The sequence below is a fragment of the Paenibacillus sp. FSL K6-2393 genome (assembly GCF_038002545.1).
Classification (GTDB): Bacteria; Bacillota; Bacilli; order Paenibacillales; family Paenibacillaceae; genus Paenibacillus.
Map to the genome: position 1 here is coordinate 1,811,013 of NZ_JBBOCU010000001.1, position 23,632 is coordinate 1,834,644.

Consider the following 23,632-nt stretch of genomic DNA (forward strand, 5'->3'; position numbering starts at 1 on the left):
TTATACATTTATGATACAGAACAGTGAAAGGATATTCCGAACGAATGAACAGACATCAAGAGCATTTTTTACAAAAGAATATGAAGGACGTATCTTCCCTGATTTTGGCAGGTATACAATGGTTTTTCTTCCTGTTTACCAATACCGTTGTTGTTCCGCTATCCATTGGACATAATTTTCATCTGTCCCCGGATGCGATCGCTGGCTCGATGCAGCACGCATTCATACTTACCGGAGCAGTGTGTATCCTTCAAGCCGTATTCGGCCATCGATATGCGGTCATGGATGGTCCATCAGGATTATGGTGGGGATTAACGCTAAGTTTGACGGTATCTGCTTCATCGGCCGGTATGAGTCTGGAGCGTATCGGCGGTGGGCTGGCTGCAGGTTTTCTGTTAGCGGGACTAACCATGATGATTCTGGGTTGGCTGGGGGCAGCGCAAGTGCTGCAGAAGCTGTTCACACCTATGGTGAAGAGTGCCATGTTGTTTCTAATGACGATTCAATTAACCATGAATTTTTTCAAAGGTATGATTGGATATACGGAGTTTGGTCGTTTCGATCTGCCTGTTGCCGCATTGTCCGTTGTCATTGCATTTTTGGTGGCATGGATTCAATTAAAGGGTAGGGGGAAACTGGGGAACTACGCGATCCTGATTGGGATTGTGGCAGGCTGGATCGCTTATAGTTTATTGTTTCCTGGACAACATAGCGGACAGCCTAATCAGGCCCCGGCAGGCCTCGAACTGTTTCCGTGGGGAGCACCCAGATGGGAACCGGGTATTGTCATTACTGCATTTTTCGTAGGGCTGGTGAATATGACGAATTCGATCACCACATTAAGTACAGTCGAGAAGCTATACCGGACAGAAACAACAAGCCGTCAGTATAGGCATTCCTATGCGCTAACGGGTCTGTTCACGATGTTGTCAGCCTGTGTAGGTGTGCTGCCCTTTGGTTTATTTGCATCATCGATCGGGTTCCTGGAGAGTACTCGCATTCTGCGTCGTGCTGCCTTTATTATTGGAGCGGGGTTGTTATGTATGATGGGTCTTACACCTTCTGTGACAGCATTTTTTGCACAAATACCACCAAGCGTTGGCAGTGCTGTTCTGTTTGTGGCTTATCTTCAGATGTTCGGCACGGCACTAAGAACGCTTGAAGGTACAACGTTTAATTCTAAAACGATCTATCGTGTAGCGTTGCCGGTCCTCACGGGAGTTGCTGTCATGAATATTCCTGCTGAAGCCTTTCAAACCTTGCCCATGTATCTTATTCCAATCATAAGCAATGGTCTCGTCATTGGGGTATTGGTCTCACTCATTCTTGAAAAAACCGTGAACTGGTCCAAAATGGAACAACCAGCGACAGTTAGTAAAGCGGCATAAAGAGTTTCATCTTGCGACAGTCCAATTTGATTGGGCTGTTTTTTTGTTTTTTGTTATCAGGCTATATGGCTATTTCACGATAATTTTGCCTTGTCCTGCAAGCATTCGCATCTCTCTGGAGAGGCGGTCCTGGTTTCCATCCTGCATTTCCAGTTGAACTCCATAGTGCCATGAGGTATTTTTTTCATGACCCCAGCGGAGAGTGCCTTCCATATATAGAGGGTCTTCAAAGAGCAGCATATTCATTCCAATCCGAATATCGTTATTCTCTACAGGAAGGGATAGCGGAAATGACAGCTGACAGCCGGATCGACTGATATCGCAGAGTTCGGCCTGAATGGGTTTGGCTGGTGCGTTAACCCCGTTGATGCTGAGAATATAGATCTCAAAGTGGATCGGTTCCTTCAATGTGTAGCGAAAGGGTTCTTTTCTATTGTTAATTGACATGGCTTGGCTTCCTCCATCAGGTTCAAAAAAAGTCAGTTATGCTTATATCGACCATTTGGAGCGAGAAATGAAGAGTTGCGCAAGCAGAGATGGTCCATGGGTTCCTTTTACACGTGTATCAGGCTTGATATAATGATGGAATATATTTCTGAGGTCAGACCTGGATCAGACAGAAGGGACGGGTGAATATGAGAGGAACATTTCAAATGGTTACAGATACGGCAACATTGTGCCTGTATGATCTGGCAGCGTTAAAACATCGTGCCGAGGATACTTCGGACTGGTGGTCCATTCCAGTGGATGAGCTGGCTGAGGTGAATGCAGGTCATTGTCTGTTCCTGAATCTGGGTGCGGATGGAGTGTATGAGGTGGAATGGAGCCTGGAGGATGTAGGGGAGGATTCAGGTCCAGATCACGCAGCGGAACGGGAAAAGGTGTATCATCTGCAAGTTCCGTCTGGGCACATCTATCTGGGAGCGGCGGATGATGTCACTGGCGGTGAATTGGAGCCGGATGAGACGTGTGAAGGGGTTCTGTTTCAGTTAAAGCCCGGAAATTATGCGTGTATCGTCTCCAGAGAAGCCAGTCGGATCACCATTGTCATGACACCAAGTATTCAGGGAAATAACACGCTGGATGAATTAATCCGGATATAGTGTACATATACAAACAGGAGGGATTCATATGCAGGATTGGAACGAGATAACGATGATGAATGCAGATGCCCTGCGTAAACGGATGAGAATACTTGCTGCTTTGGATATCATCTTTTCGGAGGAAGAATGGCTACGCGTTCATCATTATGAAGATAAACTTCAGCCAGGTGTGGCATGGGGAAGCATCAATAACGGCGCAGGTGATCATCTGCATGTATTGTTTACGGATTCGGGCACGTTGATCAAGGGATTTGATCATGAGTCACCTTTAAGTCCGCATGCTCGTGAGGATGGTGAGATCTACCCGGGCATGTATGATGAAGTGCCGGAGACGTTGATGGCTGTTCTGCGAGATCAGGAGGAAACATTGGATATGGAAGATGTGACCTTTTGCCTATGGCAGGAAGGGAACGACTTGTCATGGAAGGTTGGTAACTGGATTCAGCTGGCGATGACCGAGGAAGACAAAGCGGACGCCAGAGGTGGTGCGGAATTTTTACTTGGATATATAGAGAAGAACTCGGAAGATTACGTTGATTGGGCAAAAGGGTACTACGACTTGCAGGATCTTCCGTTGGAAGCCGTAGCTGAAATATATGAAGAAAAACCGGTGACCGCCAGCCTGATTAAGCAGTTGTGTCCTGAGCGAGATGTGGCAGCAGCACTGGATGAGTTACAGCAACGCGGGTACGCCGTGGGACAAACGTAATAGAGTAGCTAAGGGAGATGGGGAAGCCATGTACAAGATGCAATTGGAACGTATGCGTGAAAAGTTGATCACTCTCCGGAGTCTCGACCCCGATCTGGACCTGTTTGGCGCAGAGAACCATAAATATGAAATGGCGTCTTTGTGGACGCAGAAGGATATCGCGCTATTTGAACAGAAATGGCGAATTGAGTTGCCGGAGGAGTATAAGGCATGGCTTCTTCATATGGGAACGGGTGGTGCAGGACCTTATTATGGTCTGGAAAACCCGGATGACGGTGTATACGCTGTGCTTGGTTATGACGATGAGCTGAATGCAATCTCGGACCCTTTTCAATTCACGGAATCATGGAACTGGAACTATGACTGGTTCGAAGACAGCAAGGAAGAAGAGGAATGGGATGCGCTGGAACACGAATATTTTGATCCAAAGTGGTCGGCAGGTATGCTGCGCATCAGTGATTTTGGTTGTGGCATCTCCATGAATCTGATTGTTAAGGGAGCCTCCTACGGAGAGATATGGGTTGATGACCGGGCTAACCGAAATGGAATATATCCTGATCAGTATTGGGGCAATACGAATCGATTGCATTTTCTGGACTGGTATGAGTTGTGGTTAGATCGTTCAATCCATCAAATGCATGAACAAAAGCAACAATCTGGAGCGAACGAAGTCTGAAGGAGGTTCTACATATGGGCTGGGAATATGGGATTAGAACAACGGAGCCTGCGATTTTACCTGAAGTCGTCGTGAAGCGTTTGGCAAGTTCATTAAAATTTACCGAAGTGTATAGTTTGGAACACCAAGCCAACGGCTTTGTATTGAAACGTGAAGATCCTTCCTGGCCTATAGCTCTTGAAGTGTGCATAGAAGAGGCCTCTGGGTTAGAAGAAATTGTGGATGGGGAGTTGTATATCTACTGTTTGTTCCATATCTGGGGTGAAAAAGGTCGGAGCTGGATGCATCAGATGGAGCGAGAAACCAGGCAGGTTGATGGTGGTTTAATCTGGTTTGAACTCTGATCGGTAAGAGATTTGCCTGAAACAGGAGGAGCATATATGGCTAAAAAATCAAAGAGAACAATTCCTGCGCTCATGTATCAGTATCAAGGTCCACAGCGGAATGTGGGTTTTGTTTTATCCCCTTTATACATAGAAGAATCGGTTGAAGTAGAGATGGAAGACATGCTATTCATATATAATGAAGACTTTGACTATATTCGTTCCGCATTGGATCGCGCATTTCCATTAACTGACCCGCGAACTGGAGAAGAGATGAAGGCACTTGATCCCTGCTGGGACAATCCCATTACGAAGGATGTATGGGTAGAGATTTTATCAGAGTTGGATCAACAGGTGGTTGCAGAGCCTGAATTACGGAATTTTTTGAATCAGTTCACAGCTTGGGTGAGAAACCATCTGCAATTGGCCGACGGGATCGAAGTCACCGGCAATTTGTAAGTTAGTTGATCTTGAATTGTTCATGCTTGTGCGTAATTCAGTATACCTGCGGCAGAAGTGCTATGTAATCAAGCTCCCTCATGATGATGGCGGAGCTTTTTTTGATGAATAAAAACCGTTTGCTTCACTCACCCGTCTTATACCACAGAAAGAGAGAGAAGGAGGGATGCGGGGTGGAAACAAAAGCAGAGATGAACCAGAGGATCTATGTACAGACCGAAGATGAGACGGAATTTGTGCAATCCATTATGGAACATCAAGATACGCTCATTTCTATTGCCTACAGCTACCTGCGTAACCGGCAAGATGCGCTGGAAGCTGTGCAGGAGATGACATGCCGAGCTTGGATCAAACGTCGTACGCTGAATAATGAGAAGGCGTTCAAGTCGTGGATCATTCGGATTCTCATCTATGTCTGCATCGATGAACAGAGGCGCCGCAAGCGGGCGACACCTCTGGCGAAGGAGAATCTGGAGGACAGCATTCCGGCGTCTTGGATGATCAGTGTAGATGATAACCGAATTGCTATGGAATCTCTTTTGCAAAAGGTGAAACCGAAATATCGCCATGTATTATTGCTGAAATATTATAACGACATGACACTGACGGATATTGCCTCGATCCTCGGCAAACCGGAAGGGACGATCAAGACCTGGCAGCACAAGGGACTCCAGCAGTTGCGCAAGTTGATGAAGAATAGGAGGGATTGGCATGACCACTAACCCGGAGGAGAAAGCACTTCTTGCAGATGCATATCAGGTGAAAAGAGAGAAGCAGCACTGGAATCCGGCGGACACGACTGCTGCAATTCAACGTGGTCTCGCAAAGGCCAGAACAAAAAGATCAGGTAGGACCTTTCGTGTCAAATGGATCACGGCAGTGCTGGTCACGGTTCTGGCTGCGGGTTGGTTTCTTATGGGCCCGCTTGGAAACTATGGGCAACAACCGGCAACATATACTGAGCCTGTAATCCATTGGGGAGTACTTGAGCCCTTCCGTGGCCTGCTAACTTCGGATATGGACCGTGCTACGATTACTTCAACGCTCAATAATGGTTATGTGCAACTCGTGGATCGGACGGTTACATCGGGCATATATCAGTTTACCGTGAATGCGGTTCTGGCAGATGAGAACAGGATAACGGTATTGTATACCGCTAGAACGGATGCTTCGCAAGAGATGTATTCGATAGTCAATACCAAGATGACGGATGCAAGAACAGGTTATGTCCTTGATAACGGAAATATAGGAGGGGTGCATTTCTCGAATGATAAACATACCATTTATGGCCGGAATACAATTGAGCGAAGTCGAAATAAACCGCTGCCTGAGCAAGTGAATCTACAATTCCAGCTGTCCTCAGTTGTACCAGATGTGGTGAATTATGCAGACAACGGGGAGAAAGAACGAAAATATAAATTTTCCAAAAAAATGAATCTTTCTTTTCCTCTTGATCCTAAGTTTTCTATCCCCAAAACGGAAGTCATTAACGTTAATCGGACTTTTACTCTTGGAGGCTATGAGGTCTTATTGTCGGAGGTGGAGATGTCTCCGCTAGTAACTCGGGTCAAATTTGTCCATGCACCTGATCAAGAGATTGATTACAAAACGAAGTTGTCGATCAGCGAGGTCGTTCGGCCTATCGAGATCATTTCGACCTCCAGGAATGGGAAGCAGACCAAGTTATCCATGGTAGGCGGGAGCGGATCGGAAGATGAAATGATGTATTCTTTCAGTAGCAATCTGTTGGACCATCCGGAGTCCATGGTATTAAAACTTCGTGGTAAACCAGATAAGGTCTATGATGATTTGCAGGAAGCCAAGAATGATGAACTGGAAATCAAAATCAAATAAGATGAACTAACTGGAAATACTCTTATTCAGATTAGGTGGATGTTAGTGAAAGCAGAGAAGGGATGTCCCTGAAGGTCGTAAGCCTTGTGAGACATCCCTTTTTAAATATGAAAACGGCTGATCTTATACAGTTAAAATATCTACTCCCAGAGCTGGAAGGGTCAACTTCTGATCCAACCTCGCGCTGTTCAACAAGCTGCGATAAGGAACGTCCAGCGTAATCTCTCGTTGCTCATTCATCAAATTGATCAGGAAGAGGAAATTTTGCTCCCCCTTCGTTCGAATCGACAGCTCGACACCTTCCGGCAACTGGATTTTGGGCGCCAAATCCTTTTCCTTCAATATGCCTTCAAACAGCTGATAGAAATACGATGGCTCCGGCCAAGTGCCGACATAATACACTTCACCTTCACCAAACTTATTGACAGTAACCGCCGGTACACCCTCGTAAAAGTCGTTGTCATACCAGGCGATCGGCTCTGCCCCTCGCAGTTCCAGTAGATCACACCATTGCTTTGCAGCGAATGTCTTGCCCTCCGCGTTCCGTATCCGATGCTCACTGCTGCCGATGGCATCATATTCACTTACGACAACACCCGCCGCTTCTGCCAGTAGCCCCGGCAGAGGCAGCATCTCACATACATTCCTCATGTTCTTCACACCAGTCCGATTGGTGAGGACAACCGTCCCCCCTGTAGCTGCGAATCGCTCCAGTCGTTGTGCTACTTCTTCACTTAACAGGAAGAGGGAAGGGACAACGACCAGCTTGTACCCATCGAGCTCCTCGGTCCAATTGATAACGTCTGTACCTACGCCCATTTTAAGAAATGCATTATGCATTGAGGACAGGTTGTCTATATAGTGCATTCCCCCTTCCGCCTGCGGCTGAAGGGAAAGCGCCGTATGCTGATCATGCGAATGCAGAATCGCAACTTGGGTAACAATGGTCGAGTCGGCTAGCATTTCTCCTAACTGGTTCACCTCGCGAGTAAGCTCCGCGAACTCCCTGAACCTGCGTCCAGGAACATTGCTGTGGTCGATCAGCCCATGCCAGAATTGTTCGGCTCCGACGGTTGCACTCCGCCAGCGGAAATGGACGACCATATCTGCACCGCGAGCGATTGTCTGCCAGGAGCGAGCTCGGATCAGTCCAGGATACGGGGTGCGCTGAATAGGCATCCAGGCGCCCTGTGCTCCGCTGAGCTGTTCCATTACCCAGAAATTCCGGCGTTTGATACCGCGAACCAAGTCCAACGTAAGCGCTCCGTTCCTCGGAAACCGATCGCCATAATCGCGATACAGCTCATTCGGATAATAATCAACAGAGACGAAGTCCAATTCGTTGTGCATATCATAATAGTCCAGGCTATTCGGATACTGCCACATGTTATGCGTCACAAATTGGCCTGGACAGTTACGGCGTAAAATCTCAAGCTGCCATCCCAGCAGATAGCCTACGCTGTCAGAACAAAATCGTTTGTACTCCAGAAGATAGGAAGGATTCATCGGTTTGCTGGCACCGAGTGGTGTTGTTACCTCAGCCCAGCTGCTGTACTCACCACTCCAGACGACCGTTCCCCACTCCCGGTTCAACTCCTCCAGATTGGAATAACGCTTTTGAAGCCAAGCGACAAATGAACGATTACATGTATCACAATGGCATTCCTGGTAGTGCATCTCGTTATCGATTTGCCAGCCTATGACGGCGGGATGCTTACTATAGCGCTGTGATATCGCTTCCACAAATTTGGAGCCCAGCATTCTCAAGGAAGGGCTGTTGTTGCAACGATGTCCACGCACACCTGGCCGAATGATGTGGCGTTGTTCATCCATGGGCAGCACATCCGGATAACGGGTTGTCATCCAGTTTGGCGGGGTATTGGTGGGGGTGCATAACACAATTTCCATGCCGCGCGAAGCGAATACTTCTATAGCCGCATCCAGCCATTCAAACTGATAATTACCCTCAGTCGGTTCCATTCGGCTCCAGGCGAACTCTGCCATTCGCACAACAGCAACCCCTGTCTGTTGCATAAGTATGGCATCTTTCTCCCATAACTCCGGGGTCCATTGCTCTGGATAATAATCAATTCCTATCTTAATTGTCATCCTGTGATCTCCTTTATTTATCAATATATTGCGATTATATGTTATATTAATTCGAGTGAATATCTTAAATAATTAATATGATATAACAATATTAAGATCAGGAGAGTTAGTCGTATGCCTCATCCCAATCGTAATTTCCCGGTGTTATCTGCCCGAGACAAGCTGCTCCCTTTTTATTTACTTGGCATCGGCCTGCATCATGAACAGGAGCATATCCGCCGAGACCAAGGCATTGAGGATTATCAGTGGATACAATGCCGCAGCGGTGTGGGTAAGCTCAAGCTAAGTGAAACGGAACATATCGTCAAGCCAGGTATGGGCATGCTGTTATTCCCTGGACAGAAGCACGAATACTATGCGCTATCCGACAGTTGGGAAGTCGACTGGATCATTTTCGATGGCAACGGGTCAGCAAACTTGTTTGAAACCGTGGGCATTGTCGACACATGCGTATACACGCTTGCACAGCCTGAATACCTTCTATCCCGAATGCGGGAGCTGCTGCAAGCTGCCTTAACACCACAAGAGCAGACATTAAGCAATTACGCCTGCTCCGCTGTCCTCTATACCTTATTGACAGAGATTATTCAACGCGTATCTGTCGAGGGCAGCGATACCGTCGGGCAGCAGTATGAGCGAATAAAGCCGGTTCTGGACTATATTGAACAGCATTATGCTGAAGAGATTACTTTGCCAACGCTGGCTGGATTGATCTGTGTCACACCAGAATATTTCTGTCATTTGTTTAAGAAGACGACAGGTATTCGTCCCATCAGCTATGTTAATCAGGTAAGAGTCAACAAGAGCAAGGAACTGCTGCTCGACAATGTGCAGCGCGGGATGGAGGATATTGCTCGTCAAGTCGGTTTCGAATCGACCAGCTATTATGGAGCCATCTTCAAAAAGCTGGAACGACTTACACCTGGCGCCTTCCGACGCAGCTATCAGAAGTCGTGACATATTATTATCCGCAAGCGATGGATTTTCGTCAGAGGCTTCAGGAACTGATCCGAGGGCAGATCAGTTCCTAGTTGTATCACATAGTACTCGTTAATAGAGCCGCTAATTAGCGGCTCTATTTTGTGTGAAAAAATGGCCTGGTTTTACGTTTTTTCACTATATCTGATCTGCTGTTGCATAAAAATGATAATAATTGTCTTTTTGCAATTTTTGTATTGTCACAGCCAAAGTTACACGATATAATCGAGTTGTCTTTGAGGATAATATTATAAAGGATGGTGAAATTTTGAAGAAATTTTCGATGCTTTTACTCGCTGTAACTCTATTGTTGTTAACTGTCTCCACAGCCCCGTCTACATATGGTGCGGCCAGTTATCCAAACACAGGTACGAATGGGTTGACTGGTTTTGCAGGCAGTGCCAAGAATGAAAATGGTGTGTCCAAGTCAGCTACGACAGGTGGCAAGAACGGCCAGGTGGTTTACGTTAGTAATCTTAATGACTTGAGAACACATATGGCAGGCTCTACAGCCAAGATTGTCGTCGTTGAACAGAATATTTCTTCCTCCACGCTACAAAAGGTTGAATTCGGAGCGAACAAGACACTTGTAGGTTCCTTTGGCAAACATACATTAACGAATATTCATTTCAGATCCACAAGCAGTTCAAGCAATGTGATTTTTCAGAATCTGACTTTTGAACACGCTTCCAATATTAATGCCAATGATGATATCCAGATGTATATCACTTCAGGCTCCAATTACTGGATTGATCATGTGACGTTTGCTGGTCACAGCTACAGCTCTGGCGGTAGTGATCTGGACAAACTTCTGTATATTGGCGATCGCGCCGACTATATTACGATTAGCAATTCCAAATTTGCGAACCATAAGTATGGCGTCATCTTGGGTCATCCGAATGATGGTAACAGCAGTTACAATGGAGTACCTCATGTGACGATGTCCAATAATTACTTCGAAAATTTATATGTACGTGGTCCTGGACTTTTAAGATATGGTTACTTCCATCTCAAAAACAACTATGCAAACAACTTTAATCAGGCCATCACAATTGGTGAAAAAGCACGGATTTATTCTGAAAACAACTACTTTGGTGCTGGCGCTGAAAAGGGTGGCATCTTAGATGACAAAGGAAAAGGTGAGTTTACGGATACGGGAAGTACACCAGCGCTTAATAGTCCGACTTCTCCTAAAACGAACTGGAGACCAAGCTCCAATTACAGTTATCAGGTAGAGAGTGCCAGCTATGCGCGTGAGTTCGTCACCAAGTATGCAGGTTCCTCCAATACAACACTTGTATTCGGAAAATAAGACCATGTATTCATGTTTATTAGCGTAACCAAGAAGCCTTTCTTGTACGTAACAGCGTATAAGAAGGGCTTTTTATGTTTTTTTTATATGGAAGCACATTAATTAAAAGTAAATATTTAAATTTATATCCGGAATACCGATATACATAATGTAGCGCTGCTTTCATGTTTGTGAAGTAACATTGTACTATGGCGGTGGCCTGAGCGTTGCGTCGAAATATGCACGGTAGAAAACCATAAAGAGGCCGGTGTGAGTGCGAGTATGCCCTACAATCGCAAGTTATTTTATCTAAAGGACGGGGTATGCATGAATCGTATTGACGAAATTATATGGAAACGGAACAAGATCATCAGCATCATTCTATGGGTTGTATTAATTGTAGGATTTTCTGTAGCTTTAATTGAGCCCAAATTATTTATTTCCAACGGTGTTGTGATCTTGTATGGAATATGGCTCGCTTATGCAAACGCCAAAAAGAAGCACATCCATCTAATTCCTTGGGTGAACACTGTGCTGATCTCGTTGTGTGGGGTATTCGCCGGATGGGGAAGTGTTGAACCGCTGCTTGCCATTCTCATCTCTTCGATCCTGCTTATTTATCCAAATAAAAAATTATTTGTCATCGGATTTTCGGTTATGCTTGCGAACAACATTCTTCAACTTGTGATTATTCCTACAACGACTCAGGATCAGTTTGTGACTAATGCAATCAACGTAGGGCTGTTCGCCGTTACGGGCGGAATCATGTTCATGGTGTCCTATCTGAACCAAAAGCTCTTTCATGAAAGTGAAAAAAGATGGAGCGAGGTCGAAGCGTCGCGGACCCGGGTGGAAACGATGCTTGAACGGGTTAAGGAGTCTGTTGGCGGACTATCTCGTTATACGGATCAATTGAAGCAAAAGGTGGATTCAACAGGTTCCATTACCCATGAAGTGACCCTGGGATTCAGTGAAGTTGCCAAAGGTGTGGAGTTCCAGGCGACCAGTGTGGCCGACATTTCGGAATCCTTAGCTGTATCGGATCGGCATATTAAGGACGTTGCGTTGTACTCCCAGCAGATGAAAGAGTTGTCTGCAAGTATGGCAACGAGTACGCAAACAGGAAGCGAACATATGGACCAACTGAATATTCAGATGCAAGAGTTATATGAAACGATCAATACAACTGCAAATGACATGCGAAAGTTCAATGAGGAAAGTGAATCCATGACACTTATGCTGAACAGCATAGCGGATATCGCAACTCAGACCAACCTGCTCGCGCTTAATGCAGCCATTGAAGCGGCTCGTGCAGGCGAGCATGGACGCGGGTTTGCCGTTGTATCAGAGGAAGTACGCAAGCTGGCCGAGAGCTCAGGTCAATCTGCGAATGATATTTCAACCATTCTGTCTCGATTAAAAGGACAGACGCAGGCACTGACAGATCGATTCGAACGTATTCGTCTATCGTTACAACACGGAAGAGACAGTGTGCAAACGGCAGATGAAGTGTTCCGTACAATTAACAGCAACTCTCAGCATGTGTTGAATCAAGCGACAGATATTGAGATGAGTTCGGCTACAATGAAGGAATCTTCCACCAGAGTAGTGAATGAGGTTTCCGAGATTTCGAGTGTAACGGAGCAATCCAGTGCAGCGACAGAAGAGATTCTGGCGAGCATGGAAGAACAACGTAACCTGACACAGAAGATGGTGGAAAGTTTCGGAGAACTGGAACAACTGATTGTGAACCTGAATGACTTAGTCTCGGACCACCAGGCTTCTTCCGTTGAGAATAAACTTTAATATTAATTGTTGAGGGCCTGTCGGTGCGAATTTAGCGTACTGGACGGGCTTTTTTTTCATCTGCAAGACAGCTTGATGCCGACATTTTTTTCCTATACAGTGTGTTGTGTAGAGTATGAAGAGAGTAGAACTAAAAATGTAAATAGTAGTCAAAAGAAGACGTTACCTCATGGGGGAGTAAAAGCTTGAAGAATAAAAGAATGGAAGATAGCTCGGCCTACGATGACCTTACATATGAGCATAGGAATGATAATAGCGTTGCACGCGTGCATCTGTATGATCAGAATTCGTTTAAAGACATGGACTGGCCCAATACGGAGGATGGCAGATATGCCAGAGCTTATATGGAACCTATGATGCTGGACGGGACTCAAAGCTTTATGTCCAACGTGGAAACGACATTGTTGCTCGCCCGGATTGATGATCTTGTTGTTCCACTGACGGTGAATGATACAGAGTATGATAATGCTTACGTTTGTTCGCCATATACGCATTATGTGAGTTACGCCAAGCAAGAATTGACCATGTTGCAGAAGCCTGTGTTGGAAAAGGGTCTTTCTGTGCTGCTCAGTCTAATAGGTTGGGGAATGAAGCAATCACAGATCAACAAAGTTGTGCATGTGAACAACTGGTTGTTGTCTACGAATCTGTATCCAGCCATGTCCGGTGAACAGGCAGAACGCTTGCTTGAAACGGTACAAGAGCGATACCCTGAGCATGTCATTGTGTTTCGCTCCTTGTGTCCGGGACTTCATCCCGATCTGACAGCGAGGCTAGCGGAAGTGGGGTGTAGACTGATTCCGAGCCGACAAATCTATTTGTATCATGCGCATGATCCGAATTTTGGGAACTCGAAATCGCGCTGGCTGTTGAAGCGGGATTACGAATTATTGGCAAAGCACGACTACGAATTCGTTTCCGAGTCAGATATGACGGATGCAGATATTCCGCGAATCGTTGAGCTGTACAAGCTGTTGTACCTTGAAAAATACTCCTATCACAATCCGCAATTTACCGAGCTGTTCATTGCTGCTGCGATGGCATCAGGAACACTCAGACTCTATGGACTGCGAAAGGAAGGGCGCCTGGACGCGGTGATGGGTTATTTCTGCCGAAATGGAATCATGACAACGCCACTGTTCGGTTACGACACAGCGGTGCCCCAATCCGTCGGACTATACCGCATGTTATCCGCTTGTCTGATCGGACAGGCCCGCGAGAACGGCCATCTGTTACATGAGAGCGCCGGGGCGGCGCAGTTTAAGCGCAATCGCGGTGCTGTGGCGGATTTTGAGTATTCGGCTGTGTATGAGCGCCACCTTCCATGGGGCAGACGCTGGTGCTGGCTGCTGCTTGATCGATTGTTGAATCGGATAGGTGTGCCGCTGATGCGCCGCATGAAGCTGTAAACAAACATAATAACGTTTTTGCGCTGCCCGATGCAGGTGTGAGCTTGCAACTGGTTTGACTGCACACATACACACCCCACCGGTTATCCTGATATGTACACTTAGTGCTTAGTTACACTCGCCTAATTAGACATGCTCTGCGAGTTGTACCTCGAAGCCATCGGGATCTGTAATGTAAATAAAGCGCAGATGCGGATTGGGCTGGATGGGGCCACGTACAATCGGAATATTCAGTTCTGTCAGTCGTTCCATGGCTTCATCCAGCGAGTTCACCTCATAACCGATCGACACGCCGGCCTCTGGTTTAAGAATGGATTCACTGCCCTCAATCAGTTCCAGTTTGGTTTCATTCTCTATGCCCAGCATGGCAATCTGCCGTCCACGGCTTTCGAATCTGCGCTGAATTGGAAGTCCAAGCATGTCGTGGTAGAACCCGAGTGAAGCTTCCAAATTACTGACCCTCAGCGTGATCCAGTTTAATTTGATCAACATGGGTGAATCTCTCCTTTTTCTTGCATGATATGTATTTTTGTTACGTTCATTATACGATAGGTGTCAGAAGGAGCCTACTCTTTATCAGTAAACAATAAAATAGCTGCCGAAATATTCGGCAGCCAGATGGTGTAATCTCCTGTAGTTCCAGTAGTTCTAACGAATTATTGAATCAGATCAATGGCCGTTTGTGGTACAAATGCTTCGACACCGTTATAAACAATGACACCCTCCAAAGGTGTCTTTTTGCCGTTCACTAGTGCAATATTTTTGTAGATTTGCAGTTCCAGCTTGGTAGTGCCTTTTGTTACGAGGATCTTCGGATTTTTAGCGTCAGTCAGGTCCATTTTGTACGTCGCGCCTTTGGCTGTAAATGCCTGTTTGGCAGGTACAAACAATTGTTTGCTCACGCTGTCGAGATCCAGATCCAGTACTCGTGCCATATATTTGGCGACATCCGTGTTGTCGATTACACCGAATGGACGGTCATTGTTCGGAGCATACGTGTACAGCACGACATCTCCACCTGTATGACCACCGGTTGTCCAGCCAATCCCTGCGCGTTTGCTGATCATTGGACCGATTGCATAGTTAAGACTGCCTGGCTCGGCCGATTTAATGGTCGCAATCTCTTCGGAAGTCAGATCGGTAATACCATAATATTGTTTCATCACTGCTTTGATGTTTGTGCGCTTCGCATTCAGCTTCGCTTCAACGCCCTCGCCTGTCAGTTTGGCCTTTTTCAAAGGTCCGATAAATGTGGACAACGGCTCTTTGTCATAAGTGCCGGAAGTTGCGTTGTTACCAATGGTGAGTCCACCATTGCCGTGGTCCGTAACAGCCACAACGGCAGTCTCTCCATCTGCTTTGGCAAAATCCATGGCTACTTTTACGGCATCATCAAAAGCCAGCACGTCACTGATAATACCAATCGGATCATTGGCGTGAGCTGCCCAATCCACTTTACTGCCTTCAACCATCAGGAAGAAGCCATCTTTGTCTTTGGACAGAACTTCAATGGCTTTGGATGTCATCTCGGCAAGGCTTGGCTGCTTCGCAGGATCACGGTCCATATTATAAGCCATGCCTGCGGGTGCAAACATACCCCACAGTTTGTTCGAATCGGATGCTTTCATTGCAGCTGGTGTAGTGACGTAATCGTAACCCAGGGCTTTGATGGACGAAATCAGATTCTCGCCGTCTTTACGTCCGGCTGGCTCAAGATATTTGCTACCTCCACCCAACACAACATCCATGCCATTGTAGACTTGTTGCTTGCTGAGTGCATCATAGTTTTTGCGGTCCGGATAGTGAGAGGAGAAGTCCGCTGGTGTGGCGTGCATAATCTCGGATGTAGCGACAATGCCAGTTGCTTTACCCGCCAGTTTGGATGCTTCCAGTACGGAAGCGATCGGTTTTCTTTCGTCTCCAGGCGCAATAGCCTTTTGTCCAGGCATGGTAGCCTTGTCCGGCAGTACACCGACAAATCCGGTATGAGATTTATAACCTGTAGCAAAAGCGGTTCCGGCAGGGGCCGAGTCGGCAATCGGCGCATCGGCGGAGTGAGTCCGAACCATGCCGCTTGCCATGGAGTCCAGTGTCAGGGACGAGCCCTTATACCAACGAGCCAGAGCGGTAGCATCGTTAGCCATACCGTCAGGAATCAGAATAATCACATTTTTAATCGGTGATGTAGATGTCGTTGAGGTGGTGTCTTCCACAGCCCACGCTGCACTGCTACCTCCGAGTGTAGCCGTAACAATTGTTGTCACCGCGAGCATCATTTTGGCTGCACGGACATTAAACCGGTTTAACATGAATGCATCCTCCTAGAATATATGTATAGTTTGGTATCTCAAACCAAGTGTATACAACAATTGCTAAACTACCGTATGAAATGGGTTAACTATATGTAAAATTTACGATTAGTGAAGGATGCTGGAATTCAGGTAAACTGGACAAAATGAAGAGTCGACGAATTAAGAGACAGTATTATAGATCATCATGTTGTATGTTGAGTTTAAACCCGCATGAGAATGCAGTTTTTTATGTTGCCCTGTCAGAAGTCCTATGAAGACGATTAGAAAAAGATATTGCGAACGCTTACATTATGTGCTAACATCACCATAACAACAGGATTGTAACCGTGTTTAGGGCAATACCTGTGTCAGTTCATTCGTTGGTTCTTTGTTCATCAAACGATTGATTGCGTTTACATTTTCATATGGAATGAACCTCATTCCTCAGGGTTGTTACTGATTGCAGGCAAAACCTGAATTGAGGGCAGTAGACCACGCTAAAGCGATGTCTGTTTGCCTTCGGTTCAGGTTTTTTTATATAAAAAAATGCCTGATGGCATGACTGCAAGCGCCGTAGCAGATATTTCGAGCAGAAAGGAGCGAGCGTAAGAGACCATTTTTCCTAAATAGAGATATAGACTCATCCAGACATTGGAATACTGATTCTTAGATACACATCTCTAATGGACATTCCAATGAACTTATCCCATCACACACTATTCGACAGCGAGGAGATTTATGACATGAAAACCATTAAACGTTCGATTGCTGTAGCAACAATTCTGGGGTTATGTATATCCGGTTTACCGGCATATGCAGCAGGCAATACAGCATCCTCTTCTTCAGCAGCGATGGACAAGTTGATCCAATCCGAGCTTATTCGCGGCAGCGGTCAAGGTGTTAATGCAGCTTATCTGAACAAAAAGGCTACACGCATTCAGGCCGCAGTACTTTACTTGCGTTTGTCCGGATTGGAGAAAGAAGCACTCGCCTATCAGGGATCGGAAACGTATGACGATGCGGCTCAGGCAGGCAAAGTATTGCAACCGGTCGTTGGTTACTTGAAGCAGCATCCGTATGTGTCTGAGATCGTAACAGGAACGGAGAAGTTTGAACCTAATGCACCACTTACAGCGGAAGGTTATGCCGAAATGCTGCTGAAGGTGCTTGGATATGAAGCAGGTACGGATTATGAGCAGGGATCGGCTTCCACCTATGCGGCTGGTAAAGGAATCAAGGCACTTCAAGGGAAGGGCCCGAGTCAACTTACCAATCGCCTGATGGCAGAGGCAACCGCGCAAGCATTGCAGATGCCGCTCAAGAATGGCAGTGGAACTTTGGAACAGAACTGGTTAAAACATAAAGAAGCTGGAGTGTTCAAACCTCAAACGGTGCAACAGACCAAGTATGGCGCGATTGAAGGCAAAACCTATGAGCAATATGGCACGCTCGGCTGGCTTGGTGTTCCTTACGCGGCACCTCCGGTAGGGGAACTGCGCTGGAAAGCCCCGCAAGAACCGGAATCATGGACAGGGACCAGATCGGCTAAGGAATTTGCAGCGAACAGCTTGCAGATCTCCGGCAAGACTACAGCGGGGAGCGAAGATTCGTTGTATCTCAATATCTGGCGTCCCGACACAACCAGTTCGAAACTTCCGGTTATGGTGTTCCTGCACGGTGGCGGGAATATGACCGGATCAGGCAAAGATTTTCAGGGTGAACAGCTTGCACGAAGCACCAACAGCATCATTATCTCGGTGAACTACCGTCTGGGAGCTCTCGGATTCTTCGAGAATGCAGCGTTGAAAACAGGCAATGCCTTGGATGATTCCGGTAACTATGGTCTGCTTGACGCATTCCGTGCACTAGAGTGGGTACAGGATAATATCGAAGGTTTTGGCGGAGATACAGGCAATGTTACATTAGCCGGACAATCTGCTGGTGCACGTGATGTGTTGGCAACCCTGATCTCTCCACTTAACAAAGGATTGTATCAAAAAGCAGTTGCTTTCAGCGGAGGATTGACGACAGCATCACCGGAAGAAGGCGAGCAAAAATCCGAGGATGTACTTGTGAAGCTACTCGTGCAAGAGGGGAAAGCGGCTAATGCAGAAGAAGCAAAAGCATGGATTGGCAAGCAATCTCAGGCACAGCTGGAGAGCTACCTGCGTGCACTGCCTGCGGACAAGTTGGTCACAGCTTTTGGTGCAACCGCAATCCGTATGGACCCATTCCCGCATCTGTTCCGTGATGGCACAGTGATTCCAAAAGAAGGATTTGACGCCATCAATAATGGCAATTATAAAAAAGTTCCTGTATTGCTCGGCAGCCTGGAAACGGAGTTCTCCGGATTTGCCTTCGGTGATCCGAACTTCGCTCCATCCATCACGGATGAGACTCTGTTTACTGATAAAACCAAGGCGGAACAATATGCAGCTGCGTTGAAATACGGTAGCGAAGCTTATGCAGGCTTTAATGCAGAGCGTGTAGCGGAGCAATTAACGAGTGAAGCAGGTCAGCCACCGGTATATGCGTATCGTTTTGCATGGGGCACACAACCTGGGGTCATCTCTGAGCGTTTGCTCACATTACTGGGCGCACCACATGGTGCGGATATGGACTTTTATACAGGACACGCAGACGGAATTGCTGCCTATTTCCCTGAGGGGTACTTTAGCGATACAAACAAACCAGGACGTGATCAGTTGTCCGCCGCGATGGCAGCATATCTGAAGCAGTTCCTGTACACAGGCAATCCAGGTACGGGTGGATCACTTGATCTGGCGGCATGGACACCTTGGACGAAAGATGCTCAAGCCCCAATCATGCGTCTGGATGCAAGTAATACAACGGCAGAGATTGGCATGTCCACACAATATAATCAAGACAAAGACGCCGTTATGGCAAAGATGAAAAAAGAATTGCCTGAAGAAACGTATAAACTGCTGACGGAAAAAGTGTTCGCAGGTCGTTTTTTCTGGGAATAAGGATCACCGGATAGGAAGGTATATATAGATAAATTGAAAGCCAAGGGAGCATGCTCTCTTGGCTTTTTGTACTGTTCGTTATACTTAAATATGGTATTGTTGTAAATATAAATTAATAAGATATGGGAAAGGGGAAAACGTACATTATGGATGGAGTTAGTAATTTTGGTATTGCAGGTATTATAACGCTATTAATTTTCTTTATTATGATTGGTCTTGTATTATATCTGGTTTTCTATCTTGGGATGAAGAGGTCTGGCGTCAAAGAGGAAGTATCCGCATTAAGGATGGAAGTACAAGTGTTACAAGAGGAAGTAGAGCGGAACAGGCGGGAATTGGAAAATATGAAGCGTCGATAACCTTTACACCACTAGTTTTGGATACGCGGAATGGTGTGGGTACAACAGTAGGAGAGGACAGGGGCTCTACGCCCCTACCTACTCAATATAACGTGACACCGTTCAGTTCAGCCTGTGCATACCAAGGGCACTCAATCTATTTCTTGGCAAAAAAACTAAGTGTTCCGGTGCTTTCATCTGCACTCACAAACAGGCTGCGTCCATTTACCCCGTGAATTCCTTCCGGTGATTCTCCGGCTGTAGGAATCAGACCCAGGTAGTCCGGATTGACCGGATCAGCAAGATCAAAGAACAAAATGGCATCTGCCCGTTCGGAAGCTACCGCCGCATATGTTGTGCCGTCTACAGTAGCAACGGTCAGATTCTCCACTTCACTTCCCTTGTTGGGACTGCGATCATCCGGATACAAGCCGACCATAGCTGTTGCCTCGTCAATGAGGTTCTGGCTATCGTACATCCGCTGGCCTTGCAGATCCCAGATAGCAATATTGCGTCCGCCTGCTTTTACACCATCCTCAAATTCATTCTTGCCCAAGTCCCCTTCATTAGCTGTCAGCAGGTATTTACCATCTGCCGAGAAAGCAATCCCATCCGGTTCATAACGAGCTGTCAATGTCTCTTTAAACTGAACGATACCATCATCTTTCAGATCCGCTTGATGTGAAGTGGTACCCAGAGCGAAGATTGAACTAATTTTTTTTGTCTCCAGATCTACAATGGCAACAACATTGTTTTCCTGTAACGTGATGGCTGCTGTTTTACTATCTGGACTAATGGCAACATACTCTGGTTGTGGATCATGCGGATAGATGGCACCTTCTACATTGTCCAGAGATACTGGCAAGTTGGTGATTTCACCCTCCAATACGTTCCCGCCAGCAAAAGATACTACCATAATGCTACCCGGACGTTTGGTGTTGGCATAGTCAATTTCATCGGCAGCTTTATTCAGCTCTTCATCCTCTATCGCGATAACCGCATGCAGACCGTCAGGTGACAGTGCAATGGAGTCAGGACCAATGCCGAGTTCATACGTTATGACGGTTTTGTAGGTTGTCAGATCCACAATGGCAAGCAGTCCTTTGTTTGCTTCGCTATCTGTATCCCCTGTACGAATAACAGCAAGACCGTATTTACCATCTTTGGACACGGTTACGCTTGTGACTTCAGCTTTGGCGGAGAGGTCATGGAAGCTTACCGTCTTCAATACGTTGATGTTTTTCAAGTCAGCAATGTCCAGCACGGAAATGCTGCCATTGTCTGCTTCGGTTACGAGCAGGCGCTGTCCATCTGGCGTAGAGGCTGATATTTCTGCTTTGCCACCGGGCATCTGAAACGATGCGGTCTGTTCAAAACCGGTTTTATTTTGATTCAGGATCAATTGATCCGTAATTAATTTTAGCGTTTGTGGAGATACATACGTTGTACCTTTGGTGATGTAACTTTTACTGTCCAAAGGAGCTTTCACACCGTTGATGGTGGCTGAAGACGTTCCTATTGGAAGTTGTACTTTAGTATCTGCGATCTGGATATCAACACTGCGACTGCTTCCGTTCCATGTGACTGTACCCTGCATATTTTGGATGGCTGTACGCAGTACGATATGATCGTTGGCAGGTTTAGTTACGTCAGCGGCATGAATCATGGATGTGTAGCTGGTTGCTCCTGCGGTAAGAATGGCAGTCATCGACAGAACAGCAAGCCATTGATTTCTCTTTTTCAATGTTCCAGATCCCCTTTATCGTTTCGTGTGTAATGAGTTGTGCAATTGTTTTAGTATAGGGAGCTTATGTTAAGGAAAGGTAAGAGAAGTCTGCAATTTGTGTAAAATATGATGTTTTCCAGATATGAATGCAAACAAAAAGCCTATTGGCAGAATGATATCTGTCCAATAGGCTTTACTTTACGTTAGTGTGGGCAGAGCCCAGGAGATCTATACCTTTTGCTGGGTTAGAACCAGCGACTCAAGTCAGGATAACCGGTAGTCGCCCAAGCGCCATCCACGATCAGACTGGAACCCGATACATAACCCGCATCCTCACTCGCGAGGAACAGGGCAGGACCTGTCATTTCCTCCGGCTGTGCAGCCCGTTTCATAGGAATGCGCTCCATATAAGCTTCTTTAATATCTGCATTGGAGAGCAGTTCCGCAGTTAAAGGTGTATCGATCAGGCCCGGAAGAATGGCATTCACGCGAATACCGTTGCGAGCCATTTCAAGCGCTCCGTTCTTGGTAAGCATTTCGACGCCAGCTTTGGCAGAAGCATAGGCCGATCCGGCATACATAGGTACCTGGGAGTTGAGAGAAGCTACGTTCACAATGGCTCCGCCACCATGTTTGGACATCTCAATCGCTTCGTGTTTCATGCTCAGGAAGACCCCCTTCATACATAGGTCCACGGTAAAGTCCCAGTCCTTCTCGGAGAGTTCAGTGATTACGCCTGCCCGGGATGCACCAGCCACATTAAAGGCCAGATCCAGCTTTCCGAACTGTTTAACCGAGGCTTGAACCATGTCCTCCACATCTGCTTCAACGGTCACATTGGCTTTAACTCCGACAAAACGTTCCCCAAGTTCGCCCTGAATGGCTTCCAAACGTTCCGTATTAAGGTCTGCGGCAAGTACAGAAGCCCCTTCTTGGACAAGTCGTCTGGCAATGGTGTAACCGATACCAGATGCACCGCCTGTAACAATCGCTACTTTACCTGCAAAACGGTTCTCAAACGTATTCATATGTAACACTCCTTTGTCTAATGAGATAACATGATTTCGCTTACATTTATCTTCCGTTCAAAGTATACTTAATTTTATGATTCATGTATATTTAACAAAAATGTAGTTAACTTAAATAAAATTAATGATAGAAGGATAGAGGTTGTCTATGAATTTGGAGCAAATGCAATATGTACTTGAAGTGGAAAAAACAAAATCGATTACGCTGGCTGCTTCGGCCCTGTCGGTAACACAATCCACCATCAGTCAGGCTATAACACGTCTGGAGAATGAGCTTGGCATGCCATTATTCAGTCGTTCCCGTAATGGTGCGTTTATGCTGGAGCAGGCCAAGCCAATTTTGGATAAAATGAAATCCGTCGTGGACATGGTACAAACGATCAGAGAGGATGCCCAATATATTGGGGAGTCCATCCGTGGAGAACTGCGATTGTCAGCCATACCCGGCGGTGTACCCGGTATTATACCTACGATCGCGAGTATGAAGAAGCGATATCCTGATTTGAAATTTGAACTTTCCGAGAGTGCTGCACGCAATATTATCAGAGATGTCCGTAACAAACAGGTGGATCTCGGCCTGATTGCCCTCTACCAAGACGATATGGAGCAGCACTTGGCAGGACTACACTTTGTACCGATTGATGAGGGCGTCATGCGTGCGTGCGTGAATCTTACGAACCGGTTGGCGGGTCAAAAATCAATCTCCTTGCACGAGCTGAAGAATGAGACGCTTGTGTTATTTAATGATGAGTTGGTGGATGATTTCATAGGGGAGCTTTCACAAAGGGTGGGAGATGTAGATGTGCTTTTTCGAACTAACAATTCTGAAGTGGTCAATGCTGCGCTTGCTCAATTAAATGCTGTGACGATTGGGCATGAATACTCCTTCACACATGACAGAAGTGTACTGCATTATGACTTTACTACCCTTGAGATTGAGGGCATACAACGTGTTATTTCAATTGGCTGGGTCATGAGGGAGAACAAATCCTCCAACCATATTATTCGACGTTTTCTGGATCGGTTTCAGTATAAAGGGTAGCGATCTTGTCATGGGTCTGTTCGAACGGGAGAAAATACGCTAGAATTATAATTGAGAATCATTATCAATTAATTCAGGCTATCTTTACTGACGAGTCTGATCAAGTTATAGGCGA

21 protein-coding genes are annotated in these 23,632 nt (G+C 46.3%); 15 read left to right on the forward strand and 6 right to left on the reverse strand.

All coding sequences use genetic code 11. From position 1 onward, the window contains the following. Positions 1-44 precede the first annotated feature (44 nt). The gene (locus MHI14_RS07930) at positions 45-1,388 is read left to right on the forward strand and encodes a uracil/xanthine transporter (RefSeq protein WP_341130133.1); all 1,344 of its coding nucleotides are present in this window, start codon (positions 45-47) and stop codon (positions 1,386-1,388) included. 69 nt (positions 1,389-1,457) lie between these two features. On the opposite strand, the gene MHI14_RS07935 is transcribed toward MHI14_RS07930, so the two are convergent. Continuing rightward, positions 1,458-1,835, reverse strand: coding sequence for a PilZ domain-containing protein (locus MHI14_RS07935; RefSeq protein WP_133385742.1), 378 nt, complete (start codon positions 1,833-1,835; stop codon positions 1,458-1,460). Between the two features lie 188 nt (positions 1,836-2,023). On the opposite strand from MHI14_RS07935, the gene MHI14_RS07940 reads away from it, so the two are divergent. From MHI14_RS07940 to MHI14_RS07970, 7 genes are all read left to right on the forward strand, one after another. Next, positions 2,024-2,491: a DUF6386 family protein gene (locus MHI14_RS07940; protein ID WP_176872535.1), complete on the forward strand. Its 468-nt coding sequence runs from the start codon at positions 2,024-2,026 to the stop codon at positions 2,489-2,491. 28 nt (positions 2,492-2,519) lie between these two features. Then, positions 2,520-3,200, forward strand: a complete 681-nt coding sequence (locus tag MHI14_RS07945) for a hypothetical protein (RefSeq protein ID WP_341130134.1) — start codon at positions 2,520-2,522, stop codon at positions 3,198-3,200. Beyond that, positions 3,160-3,876, forward strand: a complete 717-nt coding sequence (locus MHI14_RS07950; RefSeq protein WP_341130135.1) for an SMI1/KNR4 family protein — start codon at positions 3,160-3,162, stop codon at positions 3,874-3,876. Before MHI14_RS07945 ends, MHI14_RS07950 begins: the two co-directional genes overlap by 41 nt. Before the next feature lie 14 nt (positions 3,877-3,890). Further along, entirely contained in the window at positions 3,891-4,220 is a 330-nt protein-coding gene (locus MHI14_RS07955; protein ID WP_341130136.1) for a hypothetical protein, read from the forward strand. Positions 4,221-4,256: 36 nt separating this feature from the next. Beyond that, a complete protein-coding gene (locus MHI14_RS07960) occupies positions 4,257-4,658 on the forward strand; it encodes a hypothetical protein (protein ID WP_341130137.1) in 402 nt (133 codons plus the stop codon). 173 nt (positions 4,659-4,831) lie between these two features. Further along, positions 4,832-5,380: a sigma-70 family RNA polymerase sigma factor gene (locus tag MHI14_RS07965; RefSeq protein WP_249912037.1), complete on the forward strand. Its 549-nt coding sequence runs from the start codon at positions 4,832-4,834 to the stop codon at positions 5,378-5,380. After that, positions 5,370-6,512: a DUF4179 domain-containing protein gene (locus MHI14_RS07970; protein ID WP_341130138.1), complete on the forward strand. Its 1,143-nt coding sequence runs from the start codon at positions 5,370-5,372 to the stop codon at positions 6,510-6,512. The genes MHI14_RS07965 and MHI14_RS07970 overlap by 11 nt, the downstream gene beginning before the upstream one ends. 123 nt (positions 6,513-6,635) lie before the next feature. On the opposite strand, the gene MHI14_RS07975 is transcribed toward MHI14_RS07970, so the two are convergent. Continuing rightward, on the reverse strand, positions 6,636-8,621 hold the full coding sequence (locus tag MHI14_RS07975; RefSeq protein ID WP_341130139.1) for a beta-galactosidase: 1,986 nt from the start codon (positions 8,619-8,621) through the stop codon (positions 6,636-6,638). 114 nt (positions 8,622-8,735) lie between these two features. Here MHI14_RS07975 and MHI14_RS07980 point away from each other — a divergent pair, with 114 nt between their 5' ends. The 4 genes from MHI14_RS07980 (at position 8,736) to MHI14_RS07995 (ending at position 14,105) form a co-directional block, all read left to right on the forward strand. After that, a complete protein-coding gene (locus MHI14_RS07980; protein ID WP_091028081.1) occupies positions 8,736-9,578 on the forward strand; it encodes an AraC family transcriptional regulator in 843 nt (280 codons plus the stop codon). Positions 9,579-9,867: 289 nt separating this feature from the next. Next, positions 9,868-10,911 carry a pectate lyase family protein gene (locus MHI14_RS07985; protein WP_036617386.1) on the forward strand — a complete coding sequence of 348 codons (1,044 nt, stop codon included), beginning with the start codon at positions 9,868-9,870 and terminating at the stop codon, positions 10,909-10,911. A 306-nt stretch (positions 10,912-11,217) separates the two neighbouring features. Then, positions 11,218-12,696 carry a methyl-accepting chemotaxis protein gene (locus tag MHI14_RS07990; protein ID WP_176872537.1) on the forward strand — a complete coding sequence of 493 codons (1,479 nt, stop codon included), beginning with the start codon at positions 11,218-11,220 and terminating at the stop codon, positions 12,694-12,696. Positions 12,697-12,881: 185 nt separating this feature from the next. After that, positions 12,882-14,105, forward strand: coding sequence for a GNAT family N-acetyltransferase (locus MHI14_RS07995; RefSeq protein WP_341130140.1), 1,224 nt, complete (start codon positions 12,882-12,884; stop codon positions 14,103-14,105). A 126-nt stretch (positions 14,106-14,231) separates the two neighbouring features. Here MHI14_RS07995 and MHI14_RS08000 read toward each other — a convergent pair whose 3' ends face one another. Both MHI14_RS08000 and MHI14_RS08005 read right to left on the reverse strand, forming a co-directional pair. Next, a complete protein-coding gene (locus MHI14_RS08000) occupies positions 14,232-14,597 on the reverse strand; it encodes a VOC family protein (RefSeq protein WP_341130141.1) in 366 nt (121 codons plus the stop codon). Positions 14,598-14,761: 164 nt separating this feature from the next. Further along, on the reverse strand, positions 14,762-16,414 hold the full coding sequence (locus MHI14_RS08005; RefSeq protein ID WP_341130142.1) for an alkaline phosphatase: 1,653 nt from the start codon (positions 16,412-16,414) through the stop codon (positions 14,762-14,764). A 725-nt stretch (positions 16,415-17,139) separates the two neighbouring features. Between MHI14_RS08005 and MHI14_RS08010 the strand changes: the two genes are divergently transcribed. Beyond that, complete coding sequence (locus tag MHI14_RS08010; protein WP_341130143.1) at positions 17,140-19,383, forward strand: carboxylesterase/lipase family protein; 2,244 nt, start codon at positions 17,140-17,142, stop codon at positions 19,381-19,383. A 146-nt stretch (positions 19,384-19,529) separates the two neighbouring features. After that, the gene (locus MHI14_RS08015; protein WP_289390004.1) at positions 19,530-19,742 is read left to right on the forward strand and encodes a hypothetical protein; all 213 of its coding nucleotides are present in this window, start codon (positions 19,530-19,532) and stop codon (positions 19,740-19,742) included. 136 nt (positions 19,743-19,878) lie between these two features. On the opposite strand, the gene MHI14_RS08020 is transcribed toward MHI14_RS08015, so the two are convergent. Next, on the reverse strand, positions 19,879-21,465 hold the full coding sequence (locus MHI14_RS08020) for a choice-of-anchor I domain-containing protein (RefSeq protein WP_341130144.1): 1,587 nt from the start codon (positions 21,463-21,465) through the stop codon (positions 19,879-19,881). Positions 21,466-21,692: 227 nt separating this feature from the next. Next, entirely contained in the window at positions 21,693-22,475 is a 783-nt protein-coding gene (locus MHI14_RS08025) for an SDR family NAD(P)-dependent oxidoreductase (protein ID WP_341130145.1), read from the reverse strand. Positions 22,476-22,623: 148 nt separating this feature from the next. Between MHI14_RS08025 and MHI14_RS08030 the strand changes: the two genes are divergently transcribed. Then, entirely contained in the window at positions 22,624-23,517 is an 894-nt protein-coding gene (locus MHI14_RS08030) for a LysR family transcriptional regulator (protein WP_341130146.1), read from the forward strand. Positions 23,518-23,632: the final 115 nt, after the last annotated feature.